The organism is Pseudomonas sp. Root569 (assembly GCF_001427465.1).
Classification (GTDB): Bacteria; Pseudomonadota; Gammaproteobacteria; order Pseudomonadales; family Pseudomonadaceae; genus Aquipseudomonas; species Aquipseudomonas synxantha.
Map to the genome: position 1 here is coordinate 106,396 of NZ_LMGQ01000025.1, position 20,785 is coordinate 127,180.

At 58.6% G+C, this 20,785-nt stretch carries 25 protein-coding genes, 1 tRNA gene and 1 pseudogene; 13 read left to right on the top strand and 14 right to left on the bottom strand.

Annotated elements, in window-relative coordinates; translation table 11 throughout:
* Window positions 1–307 precede the first annotated feature (307 nt).
* Window positions 308–745, top strand: coding sequence for a hypothetical protein (locus ASD70_RS20830; protein ID WP_046071441.1), 438 nt, complete (start codon window positions 308–310; stop codon window positions 743–745).
* Window positions 746–905: 160 nt separating this feature from the next.
* Here ASD70_RS20830 and ASD70_RS29155 read toward each other — a convergent pair whose 3' ends face one another.
* Window positions 906–1,049 (bottom strand): hypothetical protein, encoded by a 144-nt coding sequence (locus ASD70_RS29155; RefSeq protein ID WP_173664474.1) that lies wholly within the window; start codon window positions 1,047–1,049, stop codon window positions 906–908.
* A 197-nt stretch (window positions 1,050–1,246) separates the two neighbouring features.
* Between ASD70_RS29155 and ASD70_RS20835 the strand changes: the two genes are divergently transcribed.
* Complete coding sequence (locus ASD70_RS20835) at window positions 1,247–2,551, top strand: MFS transporter (protein WP_056847340.1); 1,305 nt, start codon at window positions 1,247–1,249, stop codon at window positions 2,549–2,551.
* Window positions 2,551–3,309, top strand: coding sequence for a substrate-binding domain-containing protein (locus tag ASD70_RS20840; RefSeq protein ID WP_056847341.1), 759 nt, complete (start codon window positions 2,551–2,553; stop codon window positions 3,307–3,309). The genes ASD70_RS20835 and ASD70_RS20840 overlap by 1 nt, the downstream gene beginning before the upstream one ends.
* Here ASD70_RS20840 and ASD70_RS20845 read toward each other — a convergent pair.
* The gene (locus tag ASD70_RS20845) at window positions 3,301–4,203 is read right to left on the bottom strand and encodes a LysR family transcriptional regulator (RefSeq protein ID WP_056847342.1); all 903 of its coding nucleotides are present in this window, start codon (window positions 4,201–4,203) and stop codon (window positions 3,301–3,303) included. The genes ASD70_RS20840 and ASD70_RS20845 overlap by 9 nt on opposite strands.
* 210 nt (window positions 4,204–4,413) lie before the next feature.
* On the opposite strand from ASD70_RS20845, the gene ASD70_RS20850 reads away from it, so the two are divergent.
* Together ASD70_RS20850 and ASD70_RS20855 are read left to right on the top strand one after the other, a co-directional pair.
* Window positions 4,414–4,818 (top strand): ribbon-helix-helix domain-containing protein, encoded by a 405-nt coding sequence (locus tag ASD70_RS20850; RefSeq protein ID WP_056847343.1) that lies wholly within the window; start codon window positions 4,414–4,416, stop codon window positions 4,816–4,818.
* Window positions 4,815–5,168 (top strand): type II toxin-antitoxin system RelE/ParE family toxin, encoded by a 354-nt coding sequence (locus ASD70_RS20855; protein WP_056847344.1) that lies wholly within the window; start codon window positions 4,815–4,817, stop codon window positions 5,166–5,168. Before ASD70_RS20850 ends, ASD70_RS20855 begins: the two co-directional genes overlap by 4 nt.
* An 18-nt stretch (window positions 5,169–5,186) precedes the next feature.
* Here the strand turns inward: ASD70_RS20855 and ASD70_RS20860 are convergent, their stop codons facing one another.
* The 3 genes from ASD70_RS20860 to ASD70_RS20870 are packed head-to-tail and all read right to left on the bottom strand — an operon-like array spanning window position 5,187 to window position 8,793.
* Window positions 5,187–6,224, bottom strand: a complete 1,038-nt coding sequence (locus ASD70_RS20860) for a histone deacetylase family protein (RefSeq protein WP_046071436.1) — start codon at window positions 6,222–6,224, stop codon at window positions 5,187–5,189.
* An 11-nt stretch (window positions 6,225–6,235) separates the two neighbouring features.
* The gene (locus ASD70_RS20865; protein ID WP_056847345.1) at window positions 6,236–7,465 is read right to left on the bottom strand and encodes a Zn-dependent hydrolase; all 1,230 of its coding nucleotides are present in this window, start codon (window positions 7,463–7,465) and stop codon (window positions 6,236–6,238) included.
* Between the two features lie 11 nt (window positions 7,466–7,476).
* Complete coding sequence (locus ASD70_RS20870) at window positions 7,477–8,793, bottom strand: MFS transporter (RefSeq protein ID WP_056847346.1); 1,317 nt, start codon at window positions 8,791–8,793, stop codon at window positions 7,477–7,479.
* A gap of 157 nt (window positions 8,794–8,950) precedes the next feature.
* Between ASD70_RS20870 and ASD70_RS20875 the strand changes: the two genes are divergently transcribed.
* From ASD70_RS20875 to ASD70_RS20890, 4 genes are all read left to right on the top strand, one after another.
* Entirely contained in the window at window positions 8,951–9,892 is a 942-nt protein-coding gene (locus tag ASD70_RS20875; RefSeq protein ID WP_056847347.1) for a LysR family transcriptional regulator, read from the top strand.
* 105 nt (window positions 9,893–9,997) lie between these two features.
* The gene (locus tag ASD70_RS20880) at window positions 9,998–10,312 is read left to right on the top strand and encodes a type II toxin-antitoxin system RelE/ParE family toxin (protein WP_046071432.1); all 315 of its coding nucleotides are present in this window, start codon (window positions 9,998–10,000) and stop codon (window positions 10,310–10,312) included.
* A gap of 2 nt (window positions 10,313–10,314) precedes the next feature.
* On the top strand, window positions 10,315–10,602 hold the full coding sequence (gene nadS / locus ASD70_RS20885; protein ID WP_003189536.1) for a NadS family protein: 288 nt from the start codon (window positions 10,315–10,317) through the stop codon (window positions 10,600–10,602).
* Between the two features lie 238 nt (window positions 10,603–10,840).
* A complete protein-coding gene (locus ASD70_RS20890; RefSeq protein WP_056847348.1) occupies window positions 10,841–12,067 on the top strand; it encodes an MFS transporter in 1,227 nt (408 codons plus the stop codon).
* A 75-nt stretch (window positions 12,068–12,142) separates the two neighbouring features.
* Here ASD70_RS20890 and ASD70_RS20895 read toward each other — a convergent pair whose 3' ends face one another.
* Entirely contained in the window at window positions 12,143–12,394 is a 252-nt protein-coding gene (locus tag ASD70_RS20895; RefSeq protein WP_005786036.1) for a DUF6124 family protein, read from the bottom strand.
* 519 nt (window positions 12,395–12,913) lie between these two features.
* On the opposite strand from ASD70_RS20895, the pseudogene ASD70_RS29160 reads away from it, so the two are divergent.
* Window positions 12,914–12,997: pseudogene (locus tag ASD70_RS29160) on the top strand (type II toxin-antitoxin system RelB/DinJ family antitoxin); the annotation flags it as partial.
* 32 nt (window positions 12,998–13,029) lie between these two features.
* On the opposite strand, the gene hepT reads toward ASD70_RS29160, so the two are convergent.
* The 7 genes from hepT to dapA form a co-directional block, all read right to left on the bottom strand.
* Entirely contained in the window at window positions 13,030–13,449 is a 420-nt protein-coding gene (gene hepT / locus ASD70_RS20905; protein ID WP_056847349.1) for a type VII toxin-antitoxin system HepT family RNase toxin, read from the bottom strand.
* Window positions 13,439–13,834, bottom strand: coding sequence for a type VII toxin-antitoxin system MntA family adenylyltransferase antitoxin (gene mntA, locus ASD70_RS20910; protein ID WP_056847350.1), 396 nt, complete (start codon window positions 13,832–13,834; stop codon window positions 13,439–13,441). Before mntA ends, hepT begins: the two co-directional genes overlap by 11 nt.
* 121 nt (window positions 13,835–13,955) lie before the next feature.
* Window positions 13,956–14,045, bottom strand: a tRNA-Ser gene (locus ASD70_RS20915).
* A gap of 83 nt (window positions 14,046–14,128) precedes the next feature.
* A complete protein-coding gene (gene purC, locus ASD70_RS20920) occupies window positions 14,129–14,842 on the bottom strand; it encodes a phosphoribosylaminoimidazolesuccinocarboxamide synthase (protein ID WP_005786030.1) in 714 nt (237 codons plus the stop codon).
* Between the two features lie 27 nt (window positions 14,843–14,869).
* Window positions 14,870–15,628, bottom strand: a complete 759-nt coding sequence (locus ASD70_RS20925) for an MBL fold metallo-hydrolase (protein WP_056847351.1) — start codon at window positions 15,626–15,628, stop codon at window positions 14,870–14,872.
* A 4-nt stretch (window positions 15,629–15,632) separates the two neighbouring features.
* Entirely contained in the window at window positions 15,633–16,748 is a 1,116-nt protein-coding gene (gene bamC / locus ASD70_RS20930) for an outer membrane protein assembly factor BamC (RefSeq protein ID WP_046071423.1), read from the bottom strand.
* A gap of 17 nt (window positions 16,749–16,765) precedes the next feature.
* Window positions 16,766–17,644, bottom strand: coding sequence for a 4-hydroxy-tetrahydrodipicolinate synthase (dapA, locus tag ASD70_RS20935; RefSeq protein WP_046071422.1), 879 nt, complete (start codon window positions 17,642–17,644; stop codon window positions 16,766–16,768).
* Between the two features lie 261 nt (window positions 17,645–17,905).
* Between dapA and ASD70_RS20940 the strand changes: the two genes are divergently transcribed.
* Window positions 17,906–18,466, top strand: coding sequence for a glycine cleavage system protein R (locus ASD70_RS20940; protein ID WP_003189463.1), 561 nt, complete (start codon window positions 17,906–17,908; stop codon window positions 18,464–18,466).
* Window positions 18,467–18,476: 10 nt separating this feature from the next.
* Window positions 18,477–18,950: a peroxiredoxin gene (locus ASD70_RS20945; protein WP_056847352.1), complete on the top strand. Its 474-nt coding sequence runs from the start codon at window positions 18,477–18,479 to the stop codon at window positions 18,948–18,950.
* Between the two features lie 19 nt (window positions 18,951–18,969).
* Here the strand turns inward: ASD70_RS20945 and ASD70_RS20950 are convergent, their stop codons facing one another.
* Entirely contained in the window at window positions 18,970–19,209 is a 240-nt protein-coding gene (locus ASD70_RS20950; protein WP_056847353.1) for a sulfurtransferase TusA family protein, read from the bottom strand.
* A 95-nt stretch (window positions 19,210–19,304) separates the two neighbouring features.
* On the opposite strand from ASD70_RS20950, the gene ASD70_RS20955 reads away from it, so the two are divergent.
* Entirely contained in the window at window positions 19,305–20,738 is a 1,434-nt protein-coding gene (locus ASD70_RS20955) for a M48 family metalloprotease (protein ID WP_046071419.1), read from the top strand.
* Window positions 20,739–20,785: the final 47 nt, after the last annotated feature.

The following is a 20,785-nucleotide window of genomic DNA, read 5'->3' on the forward strand; positions in this document are numbered from 1 at the left end:
TAAACCACGCTGGCCGAACGCAGGCTTGAAGCCGCGGGTAACCCGGCAGGACGCCGGGTGGCCGTTACCTAAACAACGGATATGTACCCAGGACGAAAACCAACATCCTCGGCTATCAGGCCGCCACGGGAGCAAGCTCCCTAGTTTGCTGCGCGACAGCGTCACATCGAAGATGTGGTGGGACTCCCACAAATCAACTGAATCGATTTACTGTTAAATCTGACAGTAGATTTTCACTGACATTAGTATTATTCATTAATCACGAAAAAGGCTGTTAAATACTACTGACACTGATGAGAACTCCATCATGACGACTATCGAAAAACGCGCAACTACAGGTCGCTTAGAAGCCGATATCGAAGGTGACACTGAACGGTGGGTGGCTGACTCAGTTATCTATGAGGCCGACACGAACTCTTTTGTAGTAGGTGGTCCAGAAGGAGGATTCATGTTCAAAGGTTTGTATTTTACATTCCCCACAAATATCTCTATTGGCGAGCATGCAATCAATAGAGTTACCAGAGTCGGCGCGTGGTTCAATCCCGGGAGGGCAAACAGCTGGGATGCCGATGAAAAAGGCGGAACGGTGAATGTGTTATCAGTTTCCTCGAACGACGCTTCTATCAAAATATCTTTCAATTTTGTTGCAGTTAACCCGGCAAACAACCAAGAACGTAAGAAAATAGATGGCGAGGGCGAGTTCGAGGGACACTCCCTGAAAAGCGACGTAAAATATAAAAAATAATAATTATTTGCCACCCACATAAATAAAGCGTTTATCTTCAACTTCGAGGAAAACGAAATATAAATATACCCTTTGCATCGGTCATATATGAGAGCGAAGGTACTTTGACGCCCCCCCACACATACAACGTCGCTCTCAATTTTTTTGACTGGATGGGTACTCAGGGTTTCAGCGGACGCTCCTGGTCCCGCTCGGAAAGCTCAGTCCCATCATCGGGATGCTTCCAGGTCTGCGGTTTTTCCTCCTCCTGTCGCCGGGGTTGTTCGCGCTCCGACTCATTCTGCCGTTTCTGTTCGTCAGCCATTACCACCTCCCATCCGTAAGAATTGGACACAGGCTCAAGTATAGAACAAGGCAGGTCTTTTGACGGAGGCACTGATTGATAGCCAGCGCGCATCAATCCATTCAAATTTGTCACTTATCATTTCTAAATGTGTCAGCCACTATCCCCAGTCTTAAGCGAAACAAGCACTTTAAAAAGAACGCTGGAGACACAAAACCATGACTAGCCCTTCCCGGCCCGACGCTGCCCGCTCGAAAATCGGTGCGGTATTCCGCGTGACTTCGGGCAACTTCCTCGAACAGTTCGACTTCTTCCTGTTCGGTTTCTACGCCACCTATATCGCTGCCGCGTTCTTCCCGGCCGCTAATGAGTTTGCGTCATTAATGATGACCTTCGCCGTGTTCGGTGCGGGCTTTCTGATGCGTCCACTGGGCGCAATCATTCTGGGTGCCTATATCGATGACGTGGGCCGTCGCAAAGGCTTGATCGTGACCTTGTCGATCATGGCCAGCGGTACGCTGTTGATTGTGCTGGTACCGGGTTATCACACCATTGGCCTGTGGGCGCCGCTGTTGGTGCTGCTGGGCCGCCTGCTGCAAGGCTTCTCGGCCGGCGCGGAACTGGGTGGTGTGTCGGTGTACCTATCCGAAATGGCCACCCCGGGTCGCAAGGGTTTCTACACCAGCTGGCAGTCGGGCAGCCAACAGATTTCCATCGTGGTCGCTGCCGCCCTCGGCTATGGCCTGAACGTTTGGATGGAACCGGCGGTGGTGGCCGATTGGGGCTGGCGTATTCCGTTTGCCGTCGGTTGCGTGATCATTCCGTTTATCTTTGTGCTGCGTCGCAATCTGGAGGAGACCGAAGAGTTCGCCAACCGCAAGCATCGCCCGACCATGCGTGAAGTGATGGCGACCCTGGTGAAGAACTGGACCGTGGTGATCGGCGGCATGCTCATGGTGGCGATGACGACCACGGCGTTCTACCTGATCACCGTATACGCGCCAACCTTCGGCAAGACCGTGCTGCAATTGAGTACCTCCGATGCCTTGCTGGTAACCTTGCTGGTGGCCGTGTCGAACTTTGTCTGGCTACCGATCGGCGGCACCTTGAGCGACCGATTTGGCCGCAAGCCGGTATTGATCGCCATGACGGTGCTGACCGTTCTCACTGCTTACCCAGCGTTGTCCTACGTAGTGAATGCACCGAGCTTCGCCCATATGCTGGAAACCCTGCTGTGGTTCTCCTTCCTTTACGGCATGTACAACGGCGCGATGATTCCGGCACTAACCGAAATCATGCCGGTGGAAGTGCGCGTGGCGGGTTTCTCCCTGGCCTACAGCCTGGCAACCGCGGTCTTCGGTGGCTTCACGCCAGCGATTTCCACCTGGTTTATTCACATCACCGAAGACAAGGCCTCACCGGCCTACTGGATGATGTTTGCCGCGCTGTGCGCCCTGTGCTCGACCCTGGCGCTGTATCGCCGGGCTAACACCCGCGGGCAGGTCATGCAGGGGGCCGTTTGATGAAGACTCTACTCAAAACCCTGGCGGCATTCGCCCTTGGCGCCCTGGCGCTGGCGGCCCAGGCCGAAGAACTCAAGGTAATGACCTCTGGTGGCTTCACCGCTGCCTACAAGTTGCTCGGCCCGCAATACGCCAAGCAAAGCGGTGACACCCTCGACACCATCCTCGGCCCGTCGATGGGCAAGGCGCCGGAAGCGATTCCCAACCGCCTGGCTCGTGGCGAACATGCCGATGTGGTGATCATGGTCGGCTACGCACTGGACGAGCTGATCAAACAGGGCAAGGTCGACCCCGCGTCCCGCGTGGAACTGGCGGACTCGCGGATTGGGCTGGTGGTGAAAGAAGGCGCGGCGAAACCTGCGATCACTACCGATGCCGAACTCAAGGCCGTGCTGAGCAAGGCTAAATCCGTGGCGTATTCGGACAGTGCCAGCGGTGTGTATGTCGAGAAGGAGCTGTTCAAGAAACTCGGCATGCCGGCCAAGGGCACCATGATCGAGCGGGTACCCGTGGGCGAACAGGTGGCCAGGGGTGACTACGAAGTCGGCTTGCAACAGGTGGCTGAATTGTTGCCGGTCAAGGGTGTCACGTTTGTCGGCAAGATTCCGGAAAACGTGCAGTCGGTGACACGCTTTGCGGCGGGCATTCCGGTCAACGCCGAACACCCCGACGAGGCCAAGGCGCTGCTGCAGTTCATGGCCTCGCCGCAAGCTCAGCCGGTGGTGCAGTCCACCGGACTGGACTCGGTGTCACGCTGACCGAAACGGCATCTCCCGCACCAATCGCTCCAACTCCAGCGCCGCTGGCGGCAATGTCCGTCCGCGGCGTTTGATCAAGCCTACGTTGCGCATCACCTGCGGCTCTACCAGGGGCACACTCACCAGAATCGGGTGGGTGTGCGCCGGCATCGCAATCGACGGCACCATCGCCACGCCCAACCCCGCCTCCACCAGCCCGATCATCGTCGTCACGTGGTGAGTCTCGCAGATACTCGGTTTTTTCACGCGCACTCCACGCAGGGCCTGGTCGAGCAGGAAACGGTTGCCCGAGGTTTTGTCCACGGTGATGTAGTCGTGTTCGTAGGCTTCGGTCCACGTCACGCTCTCACGTGCGGCCAGCGGATGGTCTCGGCGGCAGGCGAGCACATAACGCTCCTGCAGCAATAGCTCGAACTCCACTTCATCGGCCAGACTGCCGCTGAAACTCACACCAAAATCCGCTTCGCCACTGGCCACCGCATTGCTCACCTCACCAGCACTGGCATCCAGCACCCGCAGGCGAATCTTCGGATACAGCTTGTGGAATTCGGAGATGACGTGGGGCATGAAGTAATACGCGGTGGATGGCACACAGGCGATGGTGACATTGCCCATGCGCGTCGACGCGACATTACTGATGCCCATCAGGGCGATGTCGAGGTCATCGAGCATGCGCTCCACCTGGGGCAAGAATGCACGGCCGACCATGGTCAGGCTGACCCGGCGCGTGGTGCGCTCGAACAGCTTTACATCGAGGGCGGATTCTAGCTTCTCGATACGCCGGCTGAGGGCCGGCTGCGAGATACGTATGGCCTCGGCGGCGCCGCAAAAACTGCCCTTGTCTACCACGGCGCGAAAGGCTTGGAGGTCGTTGAGGTCGAAGTTGATGATCACGGGAGGCGGGCCAAAGTGGTCGAGGTGACGAGCATTATCGTATGGGGGCCGATGAGATGCCATGCGAGCCGGGGCGGCTTTATCGAGATAATCCTGTTACAGATATCAAGTCATACATTTCAGCAGCTTATCGGCCATCCACGGCCACGCGATCGCCAAAACGGGTCAATACTTGCAGCCTGACCCACACAACTGGAGACGCGGCACCCCATGCAAACCTACCCCTTCTGGATGGACGTCGAGACGCCAGAGATCGGCATTGATCAGTTGCTTCTTGCATCGCGCCAATGGTCAAGTAGGATTGAATCCTACTCACTTCTGGCGGACATCCCAATGCGCTCAACTCAGCAAATGAGCATCACCTTGCCCCTTGAAATGGCGGCCCTGGTCAAAGCCAAGGTGGCTGCCGGCGAATATGCCAGCGAAAGCGAAGTGATTCGCGACGGATTGCGGGTGCTGCTGGCACGTGACCGTGCCATGGAAGATTGGCTGAGGGACGAAGTCCTCCCGGCAGCGACCGCTCTTGAGGCACAGCCTGAGCTCGGGTTATCTGCAGAACAGGTTCGCGAGCATATGGCAGCCGGGCGTCAGCGCAAAGGCATCGGGAACGCGTGAGCTACTCGGTGGTTTTTTCGCCTGAAGTCCTGACGCAACTCGATGCCCTTGAGGATTACATCTGCGATGCCGGCTCCCCCTTGGTAGCGACGCGCTTTATCGACAATCTCGTCAGCCACTGTGAAAGCCTCGCCCTGTTCCCCTTGCGTGGCACGCGCCGTGACGACCTGCTTACAGGCTTGCGCATCACGCACTATCGTCGCAGCACCATCATCGCGTTCAGGGTGAGGCCTGATTGCGAAACGGTGTCGATAGTGGGGGTATTTTATGGCGGGCAAAACTACACGGCGCTGTTCCAGGGTGAGGGGAACGACTGCTCATTGATAGATGAAAAGCCTGCTGAAAACTGATCGGCAGGCTTTTAGCGCTTAATCGCCTGATAGCTTCTCCCAAGCCGCTGGCGCACTGAAAAACGCCTGCGCATTACTGTCCAGCGTCTCCAGGTGATACCCCCCCTCCTGCACGATCAAGCACGGCAACCCCAGCCCTCGAATGCACTGCCCCAGCCGCGCAAAGCCTTCCCGCGTCACCGCGACCTTGCTTTGCGGGTCCAGCTCGTAAATATCGAAACCCAGTGACAACACCAGCACATCCGCCGAAAAGTCCTTCACCGCTGCCACGGCCAGTTCCAGCTTTTCGAAAAACAGCGCTTCGCTGGCACCATGAGGCATGGGCAGGTTGAGGTTGAATCCTAAGCCTGCGCCATCGCCTTTTTCCTCGGCAAAGCCGGCCACTCCTGGATAGAAGTTAGTCGGATCGCCATGGATCGACGCGTAAAGCACATCATTGCGTTGGTAGAAAATCTCCTGAATGCCTTGGCCGTGGTGCATGTCGGTATCGAGCACCGCGACGCGCTGGAAGTTTTGGCGCAAAGCCTGCGCAGCCACCGCCGCATTATTGATGTAACAGAAGCCACCCGCTGCATCGAAGCGGGCGTGATGACCAGGTGGGCGGCACAAGGCGTAGGCGGCAGGCGCGCCATCGAGGATGGCATGGGCAGCGGCAACCGCGCTTTGGGCTGACCAATACGCCGAGCGCCAGGTCAGTTCACCGATCGGGCAACTGCCATCGGCCAGGTACCGTGCCGCCTGGGCAAGAATGCCGCGCAGGGCGTTGGGCTCGCGTACGAAGATGTTGGACATGACTTCGTCGCCCCAGTCTTCGGGGATTTCCTTCCAGCGCTGGTGAGCCTCTTGAAGAAAACCCAGGTATGCCGCGCCGTGTACGGCGAACAGCGGCGCCATGCCGTAGTCGACCGGCTGCTGGATATCGAAACCCAGGGTTCGCGCAGCCAGCAGAAGGTTGCGCGCACGCTCGGGAACCTCCTGTGGCGTGCGCATCTGGCCACGAGAGTAGTAGCTGCGTGGGTGATGCAACAGTTGTTCGGGGTGAAAGAATGTACGCATAAGAATATTCCTTACTGAACTTGACCGGCGCGTTTCAACACGGCGTTAAGCAATACATCGGTGCCCTGGCGCACGTCTTCAGGCAAGACGTCTTCGGCTTCGTTGTGGCTCAGGCCACCGACGCAGGGGATGAAGATCATCGCGGTCGGGCAATAGCGCGCAAGATGGATGGCATCGTGGCCGGCGCCGCTGATGATGGTCTGCTGGCTGTAGCCCAGAGCGTCCACCGACGCTTGCACACACGCCACGCATTGCGCGTCGAACGGCGTCGCCGGGCTGATCCAGTGCGGTGTGATGGTCACGCTCAGGCCACGGTTGTCGGCTATCGCCTGCAGGCGTGCGCGCACTTGCTGCTCCATGGCGTCGATATCGGTGTCGCGGTGATGGCGCAGATCGACAGTGAAATCGAGCACACCGGGAATGGTGTTGCGCGACGACTTGGCGATGCTCAACTCACCCACGGTGGTCAGGCCTTGCGGGGCAAAATCGGCGGCGAGATTTTCCAGGGCCTGGATCATTTTTGCGGCGCCGTACAACGCGTCTTTGCGCAACGCCATCGGCGTGGTGCCCGCATGGGCAGCCATGCCTTCGACCCGCACATCGAGCCAACGAATCGCCTGGCCGCCGGTGACCACGCCGATGGTTTTGGCGTTGTCTTCCAGGATCGGGCCTTGCTCAATATGCGCTTCGAAATACGCATCCACCGCCCCACCCAATGCACGCTCACCGTTATAACCGGTGGCGCGCAACGCCTCGTCCACGCTGACGCCATCACCGTCGGTGGTCGCCAGCGCCTTGTCCAGCGCGAGGGCACCGGTGAAGACCGCCGAGCCCAGCATCGCCGGGGTGAAACGCGCACCTTCTTCGTTGGTCCACACCGCAATTTCCAGGGGCTTGCGCGTCTGGATGCCGTGGTCGTCGAGGCTGCGGATCACCTCCAGGCCGGCCAATACGCCGTACACGCCATCGAAGCGCCCGCCTTCGGGCTGGGTATCGAGATGGCTGCCGATCATTACCGGGGCGGCGTCATTGTCGGTACCCGCGCGACGAGCGAACAGGTTGCCGATGGCATCCACGCTCAACGTCAGGCCAGCGGCTTTACACCAGTGACTGAACAGCTCGCGACCGGCCTTGTCTTCGGCGCTCAATGCCAGGCGGCAGCTGCCACCGCGTTCGGTCGCGCCGATCTCGGCCATGGCCATCAGGCTGGCCCACAGGCGCTCGCCATTAATCTTCAACATTGCTGACTTCCTCAACTGTGTGCCATTTCCAAGCGGTGGGCCGTGGCATGGCGGCGGGACAAGGCCAGTACGCACATCAACGAGACCGCCGCGATCACGCTGTAAAACACTGCCATCGGCCACCATTGACCTTGGTACTGATGGGCCAGCCAGGTTCCGATCAAGGGTGTCAGGCCACCGGCCAACGCACCGCATACCTGATAAGCCAGGGAGATCGCGGTGTAGCGCACGCGGGTTTCAAACAAGCCGCTGACAAAACCTGCGATGACTGCATAGAACGACGCCATGCACACCACCGCCAGGGCAATGCCGAGGATGATCAACGGCGCCTGGCCGCTGCTGACCAATACGAACATCGGGTAAGGCGAGGCCATTGCCAGCACGCACATGGCGCACAGAAACCGCGTAGCGCCGACCTTCTCCGCCACCCAGGCGGCCAGCGGCTGAACGCAGAACTGGATAATGGCGACGAAGAACAGGCATTCCAGAATCAACGAGCGCGGTAGGCCCAATTGTTGAGTGCTGTAGGAAATCATGAAGGTGTTGGTGAAATACACGCCGGCAATCCCCAACGTATTGGCGCCAATACACAACAACAGTGGGCGCCAAGCGGTTTTCAGCACTTCCAGCACGGGGGCCTGGTCCTTCTTGATCGCCCGCGCTTTTTCCGCCAGGGCTTTGTCTTCGAGGAACTCCGGCGACTCGTTCACACCCAAGCGAATCGCCAGGCCAACGACCAACAACAAGGCGCTGGCCAGAAATGGCAGACGCCAGCCCCAACTGAGCAGGTCTTCTTCGGGCAAACGGGTCACCGCACTGAACGCCAGCAGGGAAAGAATCAAACCCGCCGGGCTACCCAACTGCGCGAAGGACGCAAAGAAGTTACGTCGCCCCTTTGGCGCATGCTCGCCAGCCATCAACACCGCCCCGCCCCACTCGCCACCGACCGCAATGCCCTGCACTACCCGCAGCAGTATCAGCAGCACCGGCGCGGCAGCACCGATCTGTGCATAGGTCGGCAACAGGCCAATGCACACCGTGACCACGCCCATCATGACCAGGGTAATCACCAGGGATTTCTTGCGGCCGATGCGGTCGCCGATATGGCCGAACACAATGCCGCCCAATGGCCGGGCGAAAAAGCCCACGGCGAAAGTGCCAAACGCAGCCATGGTGCTGAACAGTTTATCGTCGGAGGGGAAAAACAGCTGACCGAACACCAGCGCCGCAGCGGTGGCATAGATGTAAAAGTCGTACCACTCGATCATGGTGCCGATAAAAGCGGCGGCCGCGGCACGGCGAGGCTGCGGCGAAGCGGAAGGCTTCATGGGGTTGGCTCCTTTGGTTATTTTTTTGGCAGGAGAAGGTCGAACCGGTGCGCTCTGGTGGCGCTTGTTAAGCCCGATTTTTCGGCTCCAGGCTATGATTAGTCAATTTTCTATTTATTATCTTGATTATAAATCCTGCTTATTATCGAGCGATGCCATGCCCGAATCCCGTCGCGATATTCATCCGCTGCTCAACGACCGCCTGGACTGGAACCTGCTGCGCACCTTCCGCGTGATCGGCCAGGAACTGAGTATCAGCCGCGCCGCCGCGCGCCTGCACCTGACGCAACCGGCCATCAGCCAGGCGCTCAAGCGTCTGGAAGAGCAACTCGACTGCCAGCTCATCGTGCGCCGTGGCCCGCGCTTCGTGCTCACCGAGGCGGGTGAACAGATCTTCGCGATTGCCGGTGAGATGTATGGCCAGGTGTCGCAGATGAGCAACGCCCTGCAAAAGCCCGGTGATGAAGTGATCGGCAAGGTGCGCTTGCTGATGATCAGCCGGATTAATTCAGACACCTTCGATGACTTTCTCGCGGGTTTTCATCGCGACCATCCGCGGGTTGATCTGGAAGTCGAAGTGATGCGCAGCTCCGACATCGTCGCCGCCCTGCTGGAAAAAACCGCGACCCTGGGGCTCAGCCTCAATCGCCGGCCGCAACCGCGCCTGGAACAGCATCTGTTTCTGCGTCAGCGTTATGCGTTCTTTTGCGGAAAACATCACCCATTGTTTGGGCGCAAAGGTCTGGCCGAGGGGGATTTGCAGTCGGAAAACTTCGTGAGTTTTACCAGCGACCAGATTGGCGGGATGCTCTCGCCACTGACGATTTTTCGTGATCAGCAAGGGTTCAGCGGACGGATCGTGGCGTCATCTTCCAGCCTGGAAGAAGTGCGGCGTTTGGTCATTGCCGGGTTTGGCTTGGGGTGTTTGCCCATTCATGTGGTGGCGGACGATGTGAAGAACGGGCTGCTGTGGCGGTTGCCGCCGGATGAGGGGATTGCGGATGTGGATATTCATCTGTTGTGGAACCGGGAGCAGAAGATGAGCCGGGCGGAGGGGGTGTTTATTGAGAGTCTTTTGGGGCGGTTGGCCGATGTATAATTGACCACATCCTGCGTGTCAAAAAGCAGTTACAACTCACTGAATGCACGTCGAAGCACACACGGCTAGGATTGCAGCCAACTAAGCCAATGGCGTACATTAGCGATGATTTTCATAGAGACGTCAGTCTTCACCCGTCGCGTTAAAGAATTGATCGACGAGGATGCCTACATGGCTCTTCAGAACGTGCTGGTAGTCAACCCTTCTGCTGGCGATGTGATTGAGGGTACGGGTGGAGTTCGCAAGATACGAGTAGCAGCCAAAGGCCATGGCAAACGAGGCGGGGCGCGGGTGATCTATTACCATTTCGTCTCGGCATCACAGATTGTTTTACTGATGATCTATCCCAAAAATGAACAGCAGGACTTGACTGCCGTAGAGCGCAAGTCACTGAAGGCTGCGATTGAGCACTGGAGATAGCTATGAGCAGATTTTTTGATGAACTGATGGAAAGCGTTCAAGAGATGAACGAGATCCTGCGCGGAGAACGCGAACCTTCTCGTGAGTTCCATGTTGATTCAATGCGAGTCAAAGAGATCCGTAAGGCGACAGGGCTGACCCAGGCTAAATTCGCAGCGCTGATTGATGTGCAACTTGGCACGTTACGGAACTGGGAGCAGGGTCGTCGTGAGCCTACCGGACCAGCAAAGGCATTGTTGAAAGCTATCCATAATGACCCAGTCCATGTACTGAATGCGTTGGCTAGCTAAAATAAGACTCCACCGCTGCGCCTTAAACATCGTCATACCCGGAAAAGCCCGGAGTTGACCCAGCGACGGGCTTTTTCGTTTGTGCGGCAGATTCAAGGCTCTTTAAATCTCACATCGATAGCACTGATGATTACTATCGAAACGAGCGCCTGAACGATTGCCGCCACTGATTCCTATAATCGCTCCAAATTCCCTCCTCGCCTGGCTTCAGGCGACATTCCTCCCGGAACCCAATCCCATGCCAAGCGCGAGCCAGGCCCCTAGCGGGCTTCCCGAACATAATCAACAAAGCGTCAAACAGCAGTGGCTGGCGATTCTTTCGGTCGCCGTGGGTGCCTTCGCCCTGGTGACCAGTGAATTTCTGCCGGTGGGCGTACTCAACGACGTCGCCAGCGACCTGGGCATCAGTGCCGGTCACGCCGGGTTGATGGTCACATTGCCCGGCATCATGGCCGCCCTCGCCGCGCCGTTTCTGTCGGTCAGCATTGGTGCCATGGACCGTCGCTACCTGCTGATCGGCCTGACACTGGTGATGATCATCGCCAACTCGGTGGTGGCCTTAGCTAACGATTTCAGCCTGCTGCTGTTCGGCCGTGTATTGCTCGGCATCAGCATCGGCGGCTTCTGGGCCACGGCCATTGCCCTCAGCGGGCGGCTGGCGCCCAAAGGCGTTGGGGTTGCGAAAGCCACCTCGATCATCATGATGGGCGTAACGCTCGCCACCGTACTGGGCGTGCCCGTCGGCACCTGGCTCAGTGGACTGATGGGCTGGCGCATGACCTTCCTGGTTACTGCGTTGGTGGGCATTCCGGTGCTGCTCGCGCAGATCTTCCTGCTACCGCGACTGACGCCGGAAAAGGCCATTGAGATTCGTGACTTGCCCGCGTTGTTTATCAACCCACAGGCGCGAGTCGGCTTGATCGCTATATTGCTGATCGGCCTGGCGCACTTTGCTGCGTATACCTATGTCGCCCCCTTCTTCAAACACAGCTCCGGCTTTGACGGCCCGACAATTGGTTCATTGCTGCTGCTCTACGGTGTGGCCGGGGTAATGGGCAATATCTTTGCCGGTTTCGCCGCCAACCGCAGCGTACGTCACACCCTGCTGCTGGTTGCGTTGATGATCGGTACCAGCACCGCACTGTTCCCCTACTTCGCCACCGGCCTGACAGGCGCCTCGATGCTGATCGCACTCTGGGGTTTCGCCTTCGGCGCCTTCCCGGCTTGCGCCAGCATCTGGATGTTTGTCGTGGCCCCCAAGGATGTCGAACGCGGCATGCCACTGTTTGTGGCGCTGTTTCAGGTGATCATTGCCCTGGGCTCGTTCTTTGGCGGGCGCATCGTCGACCAGATGGGCAGCTCGGTGTTGTTGAGCCTGGCCACGGTGTTGGTGGGGTTCGGGTTTGCGACCGTGCTGGTATTGGGGCGCAAGGTCAGCAATAGCCTGGTGGCGCAGCCTGCCTGACCGGGTTAGAGATGCGCAAAAAAGCCTGCTGAGCATTGAGTTCAGCAGGCTTTTTTCGTTTCAGGGAGCAGGTACTTATTTGGCCGTGGGGAAATCACGCTCGAGGACGGCATCCACCAGCATTTGCGCGTTTTCGATCAATTGAGCCAGGGCCATGATCACGGGCGACTGCGTGCTGTCAGGATCTTCGGCGCATTGATAGGCGGTTTGCAGGGCGGATGAAAGGATTTCGGTGGCGTTGGTGAGGGCTTCTTCGGTGCCGACATCTGCACCTACATGGAAGATTTTCCGAGGGGAAAATTCGGAGTCAGAATCGAGATTGCTCATTGTGTAGCTCCTGTATGCAATGGGAGCTGCCACATCCCGCTGTCAAACAGAATCAGGTGGCAGCTATGCGCGGGTTGACAGACCGGTATACAGGACCCGGCGCACCCGAAGATGCCCCACGCACAGCCGCCATAAAACGACGTCACAGCAGAAACGCTGTAATCGCATGGAGGTCGTACACCTGTAAATCAGTCTGTCAAAACCGGTCGCCATGAGGGCGACGGCGAAAGGTTAGCGTCCTGCCCCAGTCAACGCAACCCTGCTGGAAAACTGTCGAACCGGCACAACGTAAGCACCTGTTTCGGAAAAGCTTGGTAACCAGAATTCCGGCGAGGAAGCTTGTGTGCACAAGCCTGCAAGCTAGCCTCAAAAAGGTCGCCGCCGTGGCGACATACTGTCAAGGATGCTGATATGCCAACGAGATATCGCGATGCGGTCACAGGTGAATACGTAACCGAGCAAGAGGCGAAGAAAAGACCAAGGGAAACGGTAAAAGAATCGGACAAAAAGCGCCCGGCAAAAGAGGATGAAGCGTTGATAGCGACCGTACGTGAGCGCCAGGCGTCTGCTCAGCGAGTGAAGGTTTCTCTAGACGACCTGTAGCCTTGATTTTACCGCGGGCCATTTGAATCGGCTCACTGGCCCGCGTCCTTAGTCAAGACATGTGCACTGAATGCCAGGAAATCGCCCAAATGTTTGGTGATGATCGCAACGGCAATAGGCAACTGAAGCGTCTGATACTCATGCACCGCGATATTGCGGAAACCGACCATGTTTTTCAGGTTAGTCAGTAAGGAAGGATTCACCCATCCGCCCTGCGCCAGCAGCTCAAACACGTCACGAGCACTTTGGGGGACACCGAGGCGCTCACGACGAATCAGATGTTGCCCCATGTCCAGAGCCGCCTCGCAGGCACGCTGAATATTGAGAATGGCCGCATCCTGACGGGTGGAGTCATTGGCAAAACTGGCTGGATCCTTTTCGTACTCCTCCCGAGCACGAGCAACGCAACGCTCAATACTGGCAGCCTTGTTGATGAGTACATCATCGGCCATATACCGTTCCATCCTTTTGAATGTCGACTAGCAGCTCTGCCCTGGCGCAATCCAATGCGGTTTTCTCGCTGAGTATGTAGCTCTCAAAGATACCCGCCTGACTGTCCTTGCTCCAGAGGCGGCGCCCTGTCGTTATGACTTGGTATTGCATGACCGTCGAGGCTGCGCGTAAGTCCAGCAAATCGACGGGGACCTTGACGATATCCGATAATTCCCCGCATAGGCGCCACAGTTGCAGTGGGTCAATGCTTCCCTCAATCAGCACAGCCAAGTCAAGATCGCTGTCGGCATTTGCCTCGCCCGTCGCCTGGCTGCCAAAGACGTACACTGCCAAAAGACCTGGAAGGTTAGCCTGCAAATGCGTGAGCACTTTTTCAAAATTCATGATTGACCCGCATTGTCATCAGGTAATCACGACCGTAGCAGAATTCACCTGAGCATTTCTGCTACAAAAACAAAAACCCCCAACAACCTTTAAGTTATTGGGGGTTTCTGTTTATAAATAATGGCGGAGAGATAGGGATTCGAACCCTAGGTACCGGTGAAGGTACAACGGATTTCGAATCCGTCCCATTCGGCCACTCTGGCATCTCTCCAACGGCGCGCATCATAACAGTGTGTTTCGCGGAAGCAAACCCCAAAGGTGATTTTTTTCCGTGCTATCAGATGCTTGCGTCGATTACAGCGGTACGCCCAGACGATTGGCGACTTCTTCGTAGGCTTCGATCACATCACCGAGGCCCTGGCGGAAGCGGTCTTTGTCCATCTTCTTCTTGGTGTCCTTGTCCCACAGGCGGCAGCCGTCTGGGCTGAATTCGTCGCCCAGGACGATGGAGCCGTCGTGGAACACGCCGAATTCCAGCTTGAAATCCACCAGCAACAGGCCTGCGTCGTCGAACAGCTTGGTCAGCACATCGTTGACCTTAAGGGACAACTCCTTCATGCGCGCCAGTTGTTCAGCGGTACCCCAGCCGAAGGCCACGACGTGGGATTCGTTGATGAACGGGTCGCCCTTGGCGTCGTCCTTCAGGAACAGTTCGAAGGTGTAGGGGTTGAGCTTAAGGCCCTCTTCCACGCCCAGGCGCTTTACCAGGCTGCCGGCGGCGTAGTTACGTACGACGCATTCCACCGGGATCATGTCGAGCTTCTTGACCAGGCACTCGTTGTCGCCCAGCAGTTTGTCGAATTGGGTCGGGATGCCGGCCGCTTCGAGTTTCTGCATGATGAAGGCGTTGAACTTGTTGTTCACCATGCCTTTGCGATCAAGCTGTTCGATGCGCTTGCCGTCGAACGCAGAGGTGTCGTTGCGAAACAGCAGGATCAGGCGGTTGGCGTCGTCGGTCTTGTACACCGACTTGGCTTTGCCGCGGTAGAGTTCTTCACGTTTTTCCATGATGGGCTCCGCTTTGAGTAAGGTGGGCTAGGCGATGTGTCGCCAGTCGAGCCCTGAATCTTGATCGGCCAGTTGCAGCCAGTCCGGGTCGCACCCAAGGGTGTCGACAAAGCATTGCCGGGCAAGCGTCGGCAGGTTGTTCTTGCTGCTCAGATGGGCCAGGACCAGGTGTTGCAGGTCTTGCCAGCCCAACTCATATACCAGGTACGCCGCCTGGTGGTTGTTCAGATGTCCCAGCTCGCCGCCCACCCTTTGCTTGAGGAAGTAGGGGTAATGACCGCGCGCCAGCAGGTCTCGGCAGTGATTGGATTCGATCATCAAGGCATCGAGGTCCCGGTAACCGTCCAGCACCTTGGCGCAGTAGGAACCCAGGTCGGTCAGCACGCCGAAACGCCGCTGACCGCCACTGAATACGTACTGCGTCGGCTCCAGGGCATCGTGAGCGACCGCAATGACATCGATGCTCAGGGCACCGACTTGCAGTTGCTCGCCACCAGCCAGGAAGCCTGCGGGTTCAATGGGTTTGCGCATCCCGCGCAGCGTGCCACGACTCAAGTACACCGGAAGATTGTAGCGCCGAGACAGCAAACCCACGCCATGCACATGGTCGGCATGTTCGTGGGTCACCACAATTGCGCTCAGCTGCGCGGGGTGAACCCCCAGGCGCAGCAGGCGCCGCTCGGTTTCCCGCAGGGAGAAACCACAATCGACCAGCACATACGTGTCGTCATGGGCGACCAGCGTACCGTTCCCTTGGCTACCGCTGCCGAGAACGGCAAAACGCACCGGATCAGCCCAGGTTGTCTTGAATCACGCCCAACACTTTGCGCGCTGTTTCAGCCGGCGCGACGGTGTTGATGTTCTTCTCGACGGTGACTTGCACGCTTTCGCCAACCTTGCTCAAACGAACCTGGTAACGCTCGGCGCGGGTTTCGACCTCTTCCTTGGTCGGCGTGCTGCCGAACAGTTTGCCGAAGAAACCTGGCTCGTCGTCTTTCTTCTCCGCCTTTTCAGCCACGTTGATGTAGTACAGGCCCAGGCTGCGGTTGATGTCTTCAACGCGCCAAGGGCCCTGCTCCAATGCACGGCCAACACTGGCCCAGGCACGGTCGAGGTCTTCACCCAAGTTCAGCACCACGTTACCGCTGCCGTCTTCGGTGAGGCTGACGCGGTTAGGCGTGTCGTAGTCACGGGCGGCGAGCAGGGAAACGGAACCGCCCTTCTCGGAGATACGGCTCATGCTGGCGAGCATCTCGTCGACCAGCGCGGCATCGACGCCGGTGTTGACCGAACGCGGGGTGAAATCAACATTGGCAGTGCTGCCGGCAGGACGCTCGGCGCTGACCACATAGACTTCACTGGTATTGCGCTGCACGCCTGGCTCGATGCGTACCCGCACACGGGCTTCGCTGTCGGCGGCTACACCGCCAGCCAACAGGCGCTGGGCCATGTTCGCGGACAGCTCGCGACCTTGCTGCCACGCCGTGGTGAACTCACCGGTTTGCGGGCGTTGCTGGTCGATGCTAAAACCGTTGTCTTGGAAGAACTGCACCGCCACCGGCCAGACTTCGGCGGGTGGGCGCTGGGCCACGATCCAGCGGTTGTCGCCGCTTTTCTGCAGGCTGTAGTCGCTGGCATCCGCCACTGCGGTAATCGGCTGTGGACGCGGTACCACGTACTCGCCCTTGACGGTGTCGTCGGCTACGTTGCGCGGGATCGGCAGCAACGGGTCAAGGCGCTTGGCGACATTGACGTCAGGCGGCAGTTGCATCGGTTTGGTTGCTTGCGCTTCCAGGTAATCGCTGCCGCGGTCACGGAAGTAGCCTTCCGGGCCCCATACCCAACCGCAGCCACTGGTGCTGGAGATAATCAAGGCAAGTGCGGAAAGTCCGGCCAATCGCTTCATGCGTAGTGCTTCCTCAATTAAACCAGGACGCCGGACTGGCGCAGGGCCTGTCGCAGCGGTTCGTGACAGGCTTCGCTGAGCCGGGTGAGCGGCAGACGGATACCGTCCGGCATCAGGCCCATCTCAGTCAGCGCCCATTTCACGGGAATAGGATTGGATTCGATAAACAGTGTCTTGTTGAGCGGCATCAGCTTCTCGTGGATCGCACGGGCCGTCGCGGCATCGCCGGCGATGGCGGCGGCGCACATATCGCTCATGGCACGCGGGGCGACGTTGGCGGTCACGGAAATGTTGCCCTTGCCGCCCAGCAGGATCAGCTCGACAGCGGTGGCGTCGTCACCGGAATACACCAGGAAGTCGCTGCTCACGCCGGCCAGGATGTCCTTGGCGCGCTGCAGGTCGCCGGTGGCTTCCTTGATGCCGATGATGTTCGGCACGGTGGACAGGCGGATTACGGTCTCGGCCTTCATATCGCACGCGGTGCGACCCGGTACGTTATAGAGGATCTGCGGGATGTCGACCGCTTCGGCGATGGTCTTGAAGTGCTGGTACAGGCCTTCCTGGGTCGGCTTGTTGTAATACGGCGTGACCAGCAGGCAAGCGTCGGCGCCGGCTTTCTTGGCGTTGCGGGTCAGCTCGATCGCTTCACGCGTGGAGTTGGCGCCCGTTCCCGCAATCACGTGGATACGGCCCGCGACGCGCTTGACCACGAACTCGATCACCTGGATGTGCTCTTCCACATCAAGGGTGGCCGATTCACCTGTGGTGCCGACCGCCACGATAGCGTTGGTGCCCTCTTGCAGGTGGAAGTCCACCAGTTTGCCCAGGCTATCCCAGTCGAGACGACCTTGTGCATCCATGGGTGTGACCAGTGCCACCATACTGCCCGCAATCATGCAACCGCTCCTGCCGGAAAAAGAGAGCCGTAATGGTACTGGCGCCAAGATGCTTGTACAAGCGAAGTACCGCGTGAGGATGCGTTCTGGACCAACTAAACGTCGGGCAATGCCATCATTGGGCCAAAGCACTGCCGCAAGCCGACCGATCACACAATGAAAACGCCACCTCCTAGCCCTTGGCGACGGTTTTCGCTACCCTTCATCCTTTGATCGATACGGCCACACGGTATCGACCGCTCATCGCTTTAGGAAGGCTGCATGTCCACCCCCACAGTTCGCGAACAATTCCTTGTTATCAGTGCCCTCGGCGCCAACCCCATGGAGCTGACCAACGTCCTGTGCCGCGCCAGCCATGAAAACCGCTGCGCCGTCGTGACCTCGCGCCTGACCCGCCACGGCGAGTGCAGTGCGCTGGTATTGCAGATCTCCGGCTCCTGGGACGCCTTGGCGCGTCTGGAAACCGGCCTGCCGGGCCTGGCCAAGAAACACGACTTCACCGTCAATGTGGTGCGCAGCGCCGCCCTGGAAAATCGCCCGCAGGCCCTGCCTTATGTGGCGTACGTCAGCTCGGCCTACCGTTCGGACATCGTCAACGAGTTGTGCCAGTTCTTCATCGACCACAACGTCGAGCTGGAAAACCTGACCTGCGACACCTACCAGGCGCCACAGACCGGCGGCACCATGCTCAACGCCACGTTCACCGTGACCCTGCCGGCCGGCGTGCAGATCAGTTGGTTGCGCGACCAGTTTCTGGACTTCGCCGATGCCCTGAATCTCGACGCCTTGATCGAGCCATGGCGCCCACAGAACCCAATGTAAGGAAACACCCATGCCGGTAGCCATCGACAAACCCGTGGCCGATTTCGAAGCCCAGGCCACCAGCGGCCAGACTTTCAGCCTCGCGGCCCTCAAGGGCAAGCAAGTGGTAATCTACTTCTACCCGAAGGACAGCACCCCGGGCTGCACCACCGAAGGCCAGGGTTTTCGTGACCAGTACGCAGCGTTCAAGGCCGCCAACACCGAGGTGTTTGGTGTGTCGCGTGACAGCGTGAAGTCCCACGAGAACTTCAAGGGCAAGCAGCAATTCCCCTTCGAGCTGATCAGCGATAAAGACGAGGCGGTTTGCCAGCTGTTCGATGTGATCAAGCTGAAGAAGCTGTACGGCAAGGAATACCTGGGCGTGGATCGCAGCACCTTCCTGATCGACAGCGAAGGCGTGCTGCGTCAGGAATGGCGGGGCGTGAAAGTACCGGGCCATGTGGATGCGGTCCTGGCCGCGGCGCAGGCGCTGAACAAGGCCTGATCTTGCGCGTGCAAGGCTATCAGGCCTTGCGCAACCAATAATGGTACACACCAGCGGCCTCCTCTTCGCGGAGCAGCGTATGGCCCGCCAGCCTGGCGAAGGTCCTGAAATCACGCTGTGAGCCTGCATCCGTGGCAGTCACCTTGAGCACGGCGCCGCGGGCCATACGATTGAGTTCCAACTTGGCCTTGAGCAAGGGCAACGGGCAATTGAGGCCGCAGGCATCGAGTTCGGCGTCAAAGGCTGCAGCGTCGGTCATGGTATTACTCCAGGCAAACATTTGGGCTGCTTAGAATATCTGGTCCCAAGCTCAGTGTCCGGCTACAGTAAGCTCTTTGTCGAAAGGCTTTGTGCATGACTTTTTTGCGCCCTACCCTGCTGACGCTGGCCTGCCTGCTGGCCTCCCCGGCCTTCGCTGACGAGCTGCCGTCACTTGGCGACGCCAGTTCTGCCATTGTCTCGCCCCAACAGGAATACCAACTGGGCCGCGCCTGGCTGGCCTACCTGCGCGGCCAGGTCTCTCAGCTCAATGACCCACAACTCAAGGATTACGTCGAAACCAGCGTGTACAAGCTGGTAGAGACCAGCCAGGTCAACGACCGGCGCCTGGAATTCATCCTGATCAACAGCCCGCAACTCAATGCTTTTGCAGCACCTGGCGGGATCGTCGGGGTCAACGGCGGCTTGTTCCTCAATGCCCAGACCGAAGGTGAATACGCGTCGGTACTGGCCCACGAACTGGCGCACCTGTCCCAGCGCCACTTCGCCCGGGGCGTCGAAGCGCAGTCGCGCATGCAGCTGCCGATGATGGCCGCCCTGCTCGGCGGTATCATCGCCGCCGCCGCGGGTGCAGGCGACGCGGGTATCGCCGCGATTGCCGGCTCACAAGCCGCAGCGATCCAGGAACAACGCCGATTCTCCCGGCAGAACGAACAAGAGGCCGACCGTATCGGCATCCTCAACCTGGAGAAAGCCGGCTACGACCCACGCTCCATGCCCACCATGTTCGAACGCCTGATGCGCCAATACCGCTTCGATGCCAAGCCACCGGAGTTCCTGCTGACTCACCCGGTGACTGAATCGCGGATCGCCGATACCCGCAACCGCGCCGAGCAGGCCAAACCCGGCGGCAAGGAAGACAGCCTGCGCTATCAGTTGATTCGCGCACGGGTGCAATTGAAGTACGAAGACACGCCAGGCCTTGCGGCCAAGCGCTTCCAGGCCCAGTTGGACGAGAACCCCAAGAACGATGTAGCGCGATATGGCCTGGCCATCGCACAGATCAAGGGCACTCAACTCAAGGAAGCACGGGAGAGCCTGGCACCGCTGCTGGCCAAGGCGCCCAACGACATTACCTACAACCTGGCGCAGATCGAGTTGGACATCACCAGCAACCGCATGCCGGACGCACAGCAACGTACCGACCGCATGCTCACCCAGTACCCCAGCAACTATCCGCTGAATCAGGTGCGGGTGGACTTGTTGCTTAAGCAGAACCGCACCGCTGATGCGGAGAAAGCGCTGGATGGGCTGCTCAAGTCCCGCCCGGACGATCCGGACGTGTGGTATCAGGTCGCCGAGACCCGCGGCTTGTCCGGCAACATCATCGGCCTGCACCAGGCTCGTGCCGAATACTTCGCCCTGGTGGGTGATTTCCAGCAAGCCATCCAGCAGTTGGACTTTGCCAAGCGCCGCGCCGGCAATAATTTCCCACTGTCCTCGCGCATCGATGCCCGTCAGCGTGAGCTGATCGAACAGGAGCGCTTGGTCAAGGGCATGATGAGCTAAACCCATCACCCACAAAAAAGCCCCGCTGTCGTTAACCGACAGCGGGG

Bases quoted from the DNA above. Each gene is read 5' to 3' on its own strand.
- ASD70_RS20830 (WP_046071441.1), top strand. From the start codon at position 308: ATGACGACTATCGAAAAACGCGCAACTACAGGTCGCTTAGAAGCCGAT.
- ASD70_RS29155 (WP_173664474.1), bottom strand. From the start codon at position 1,049: ATGGCTGACGAACAGAAACGGCAGAATGAGTCGGAGCGCGAACAACCC.
- ASD70_RS20835 (WP_056847340.1), top strand. From the start codon at position 1,247: ATGACTAGCCCTTCCCGGCCCGACGCTGCCCGCTCGAAAATCGGTGCG.
- ASD70_RS20840 (WP_056847341.1), top strand. From the start codon at position 2,551: ATGAAGACTCTACTCAAAACCCTGGCGGCATTCGCCCTTGGCGCCCTG.
- ASD70_RS20850 (WP_056847343.1), top strand. From the start codon at position 4,414: ATGCAAACCTACCCCTTCTGGATGGACGTCGAGACGCCAGAGATCGGC.
- ASD70_RS20860 (WP_046071436.1), bottom strand. From the start codon at position 6,224: ATGCGTACATTCTTTCACCCCGAACAACTGTTGCATCACCCACGCAGC.
- ASD70_RS20865 (WP_056847345.1), bottom strand. From the start codon at position 7,465: ATGTTGAAGATTAATGGCGAGCGCCTGTGGGCCAGCCTGATGGCCATG.
- ASD70_RS20870 (WP_056847346.1), bottom strand. From the start codon at position 8,793: ATGAAGCCTTCCGCTTCGCCGCAGCCTCGCCGTGCCGCGGCCGCCGCT.
- ASD70_RS20875 (WP_056847347.1), top strand. From the start codon at position 8,951: ATGCCCGAATCCCGTCGCGATATTCATCCGCTGCTCAACGACCGCCTG.
- ASD70_RS20880 (WP_046071432.1), top strand. From the start codon at position 9,998: ATGATTTTCATAGAGACGTCAGTCTTCACCCGTCGCGTTAAAGAATTG.
- nadS (WP_003189536.1), top strand. From the start codon at position 10,315: ATGAGCAGATTTTTTGATGAACTGATGGAAAGCGTTCAAGAGATGAAC.
- ASD70_RS20890 (WP_056847348.1), top strand. From the start codon at position 10,841: ATGCCAAGCGCGAGCCAGGCCCCTAGCGGGCTTCCCGAACATAATCAA.
- ASD70_RS20895 (WP_005786036.1), bottom strand. From the start codon at position 12,394: ATGAGCAATCTCGATTCTGACTCCGAATTTTCCCCTCGGAAAATCTTC.
- hepT (WP_056847349.1), bottom strand. From the start codon at position 13,449: ATGGCCGATGATGTACTCATCAACAAGGCTGCCAGTATTGAGCGTTGC.
- mntA (WP_056847350.1), bottom strand. From the start codon at position 13,834: ATGAATTTTGAAAAAGTGCTCACGCATTTGCAGGCTAACCTTCCAGGT.
- purC (WP_005786030.1), bottom strand. From the start codon at position 14,842: ATGGAAAAACGTGAAGAACTCTACCGCGGCAAAGCCAAGTCGGTGTAC.
- bamC (WP_046071423.1), bottom strand. From the start codon at position 16,748: ATGAAGCGATTGGCCGGACTTTCCGCACTTGCCTTGATTATCTCCAGC.
- dapA (WP_046071422.1), bottom strand. From the start codon at position 17,644: ATGATTGCGGGCAGTATGGTGGCACTGGTCACACCCATGGATGCACAA.
- ASD70_RS20940 (WP_003189463.1), top strand. From the start codon at position 17,906: ATGTCCACCCCCACAGTTCGCGAACAATTCCTTGTTATCAGTGCCCTC.
- ASD70_RS20945 (WP_056847352.1), top strand. From the start codon at position 18,477: ATGCCGGTAGCCATCGACAAACCCGTGGCCGATTTCGAAGCCCAGGCC.
- ASD70_RS20950 (WP_056847353.1), bottom strand. From the start codon at position 19,209: ATGACCGACGCTGCAGCCTTTGACGCCGAACTCGATGCCTGCGGCCTC.
- ASD70_RS20955 (WP_046071419.1), top strand. From the start codon at position 19,305: ATGACTTTTTTGCGCCCTACCCTGCTGACGCTGGCCTGCCTGCTGGCC.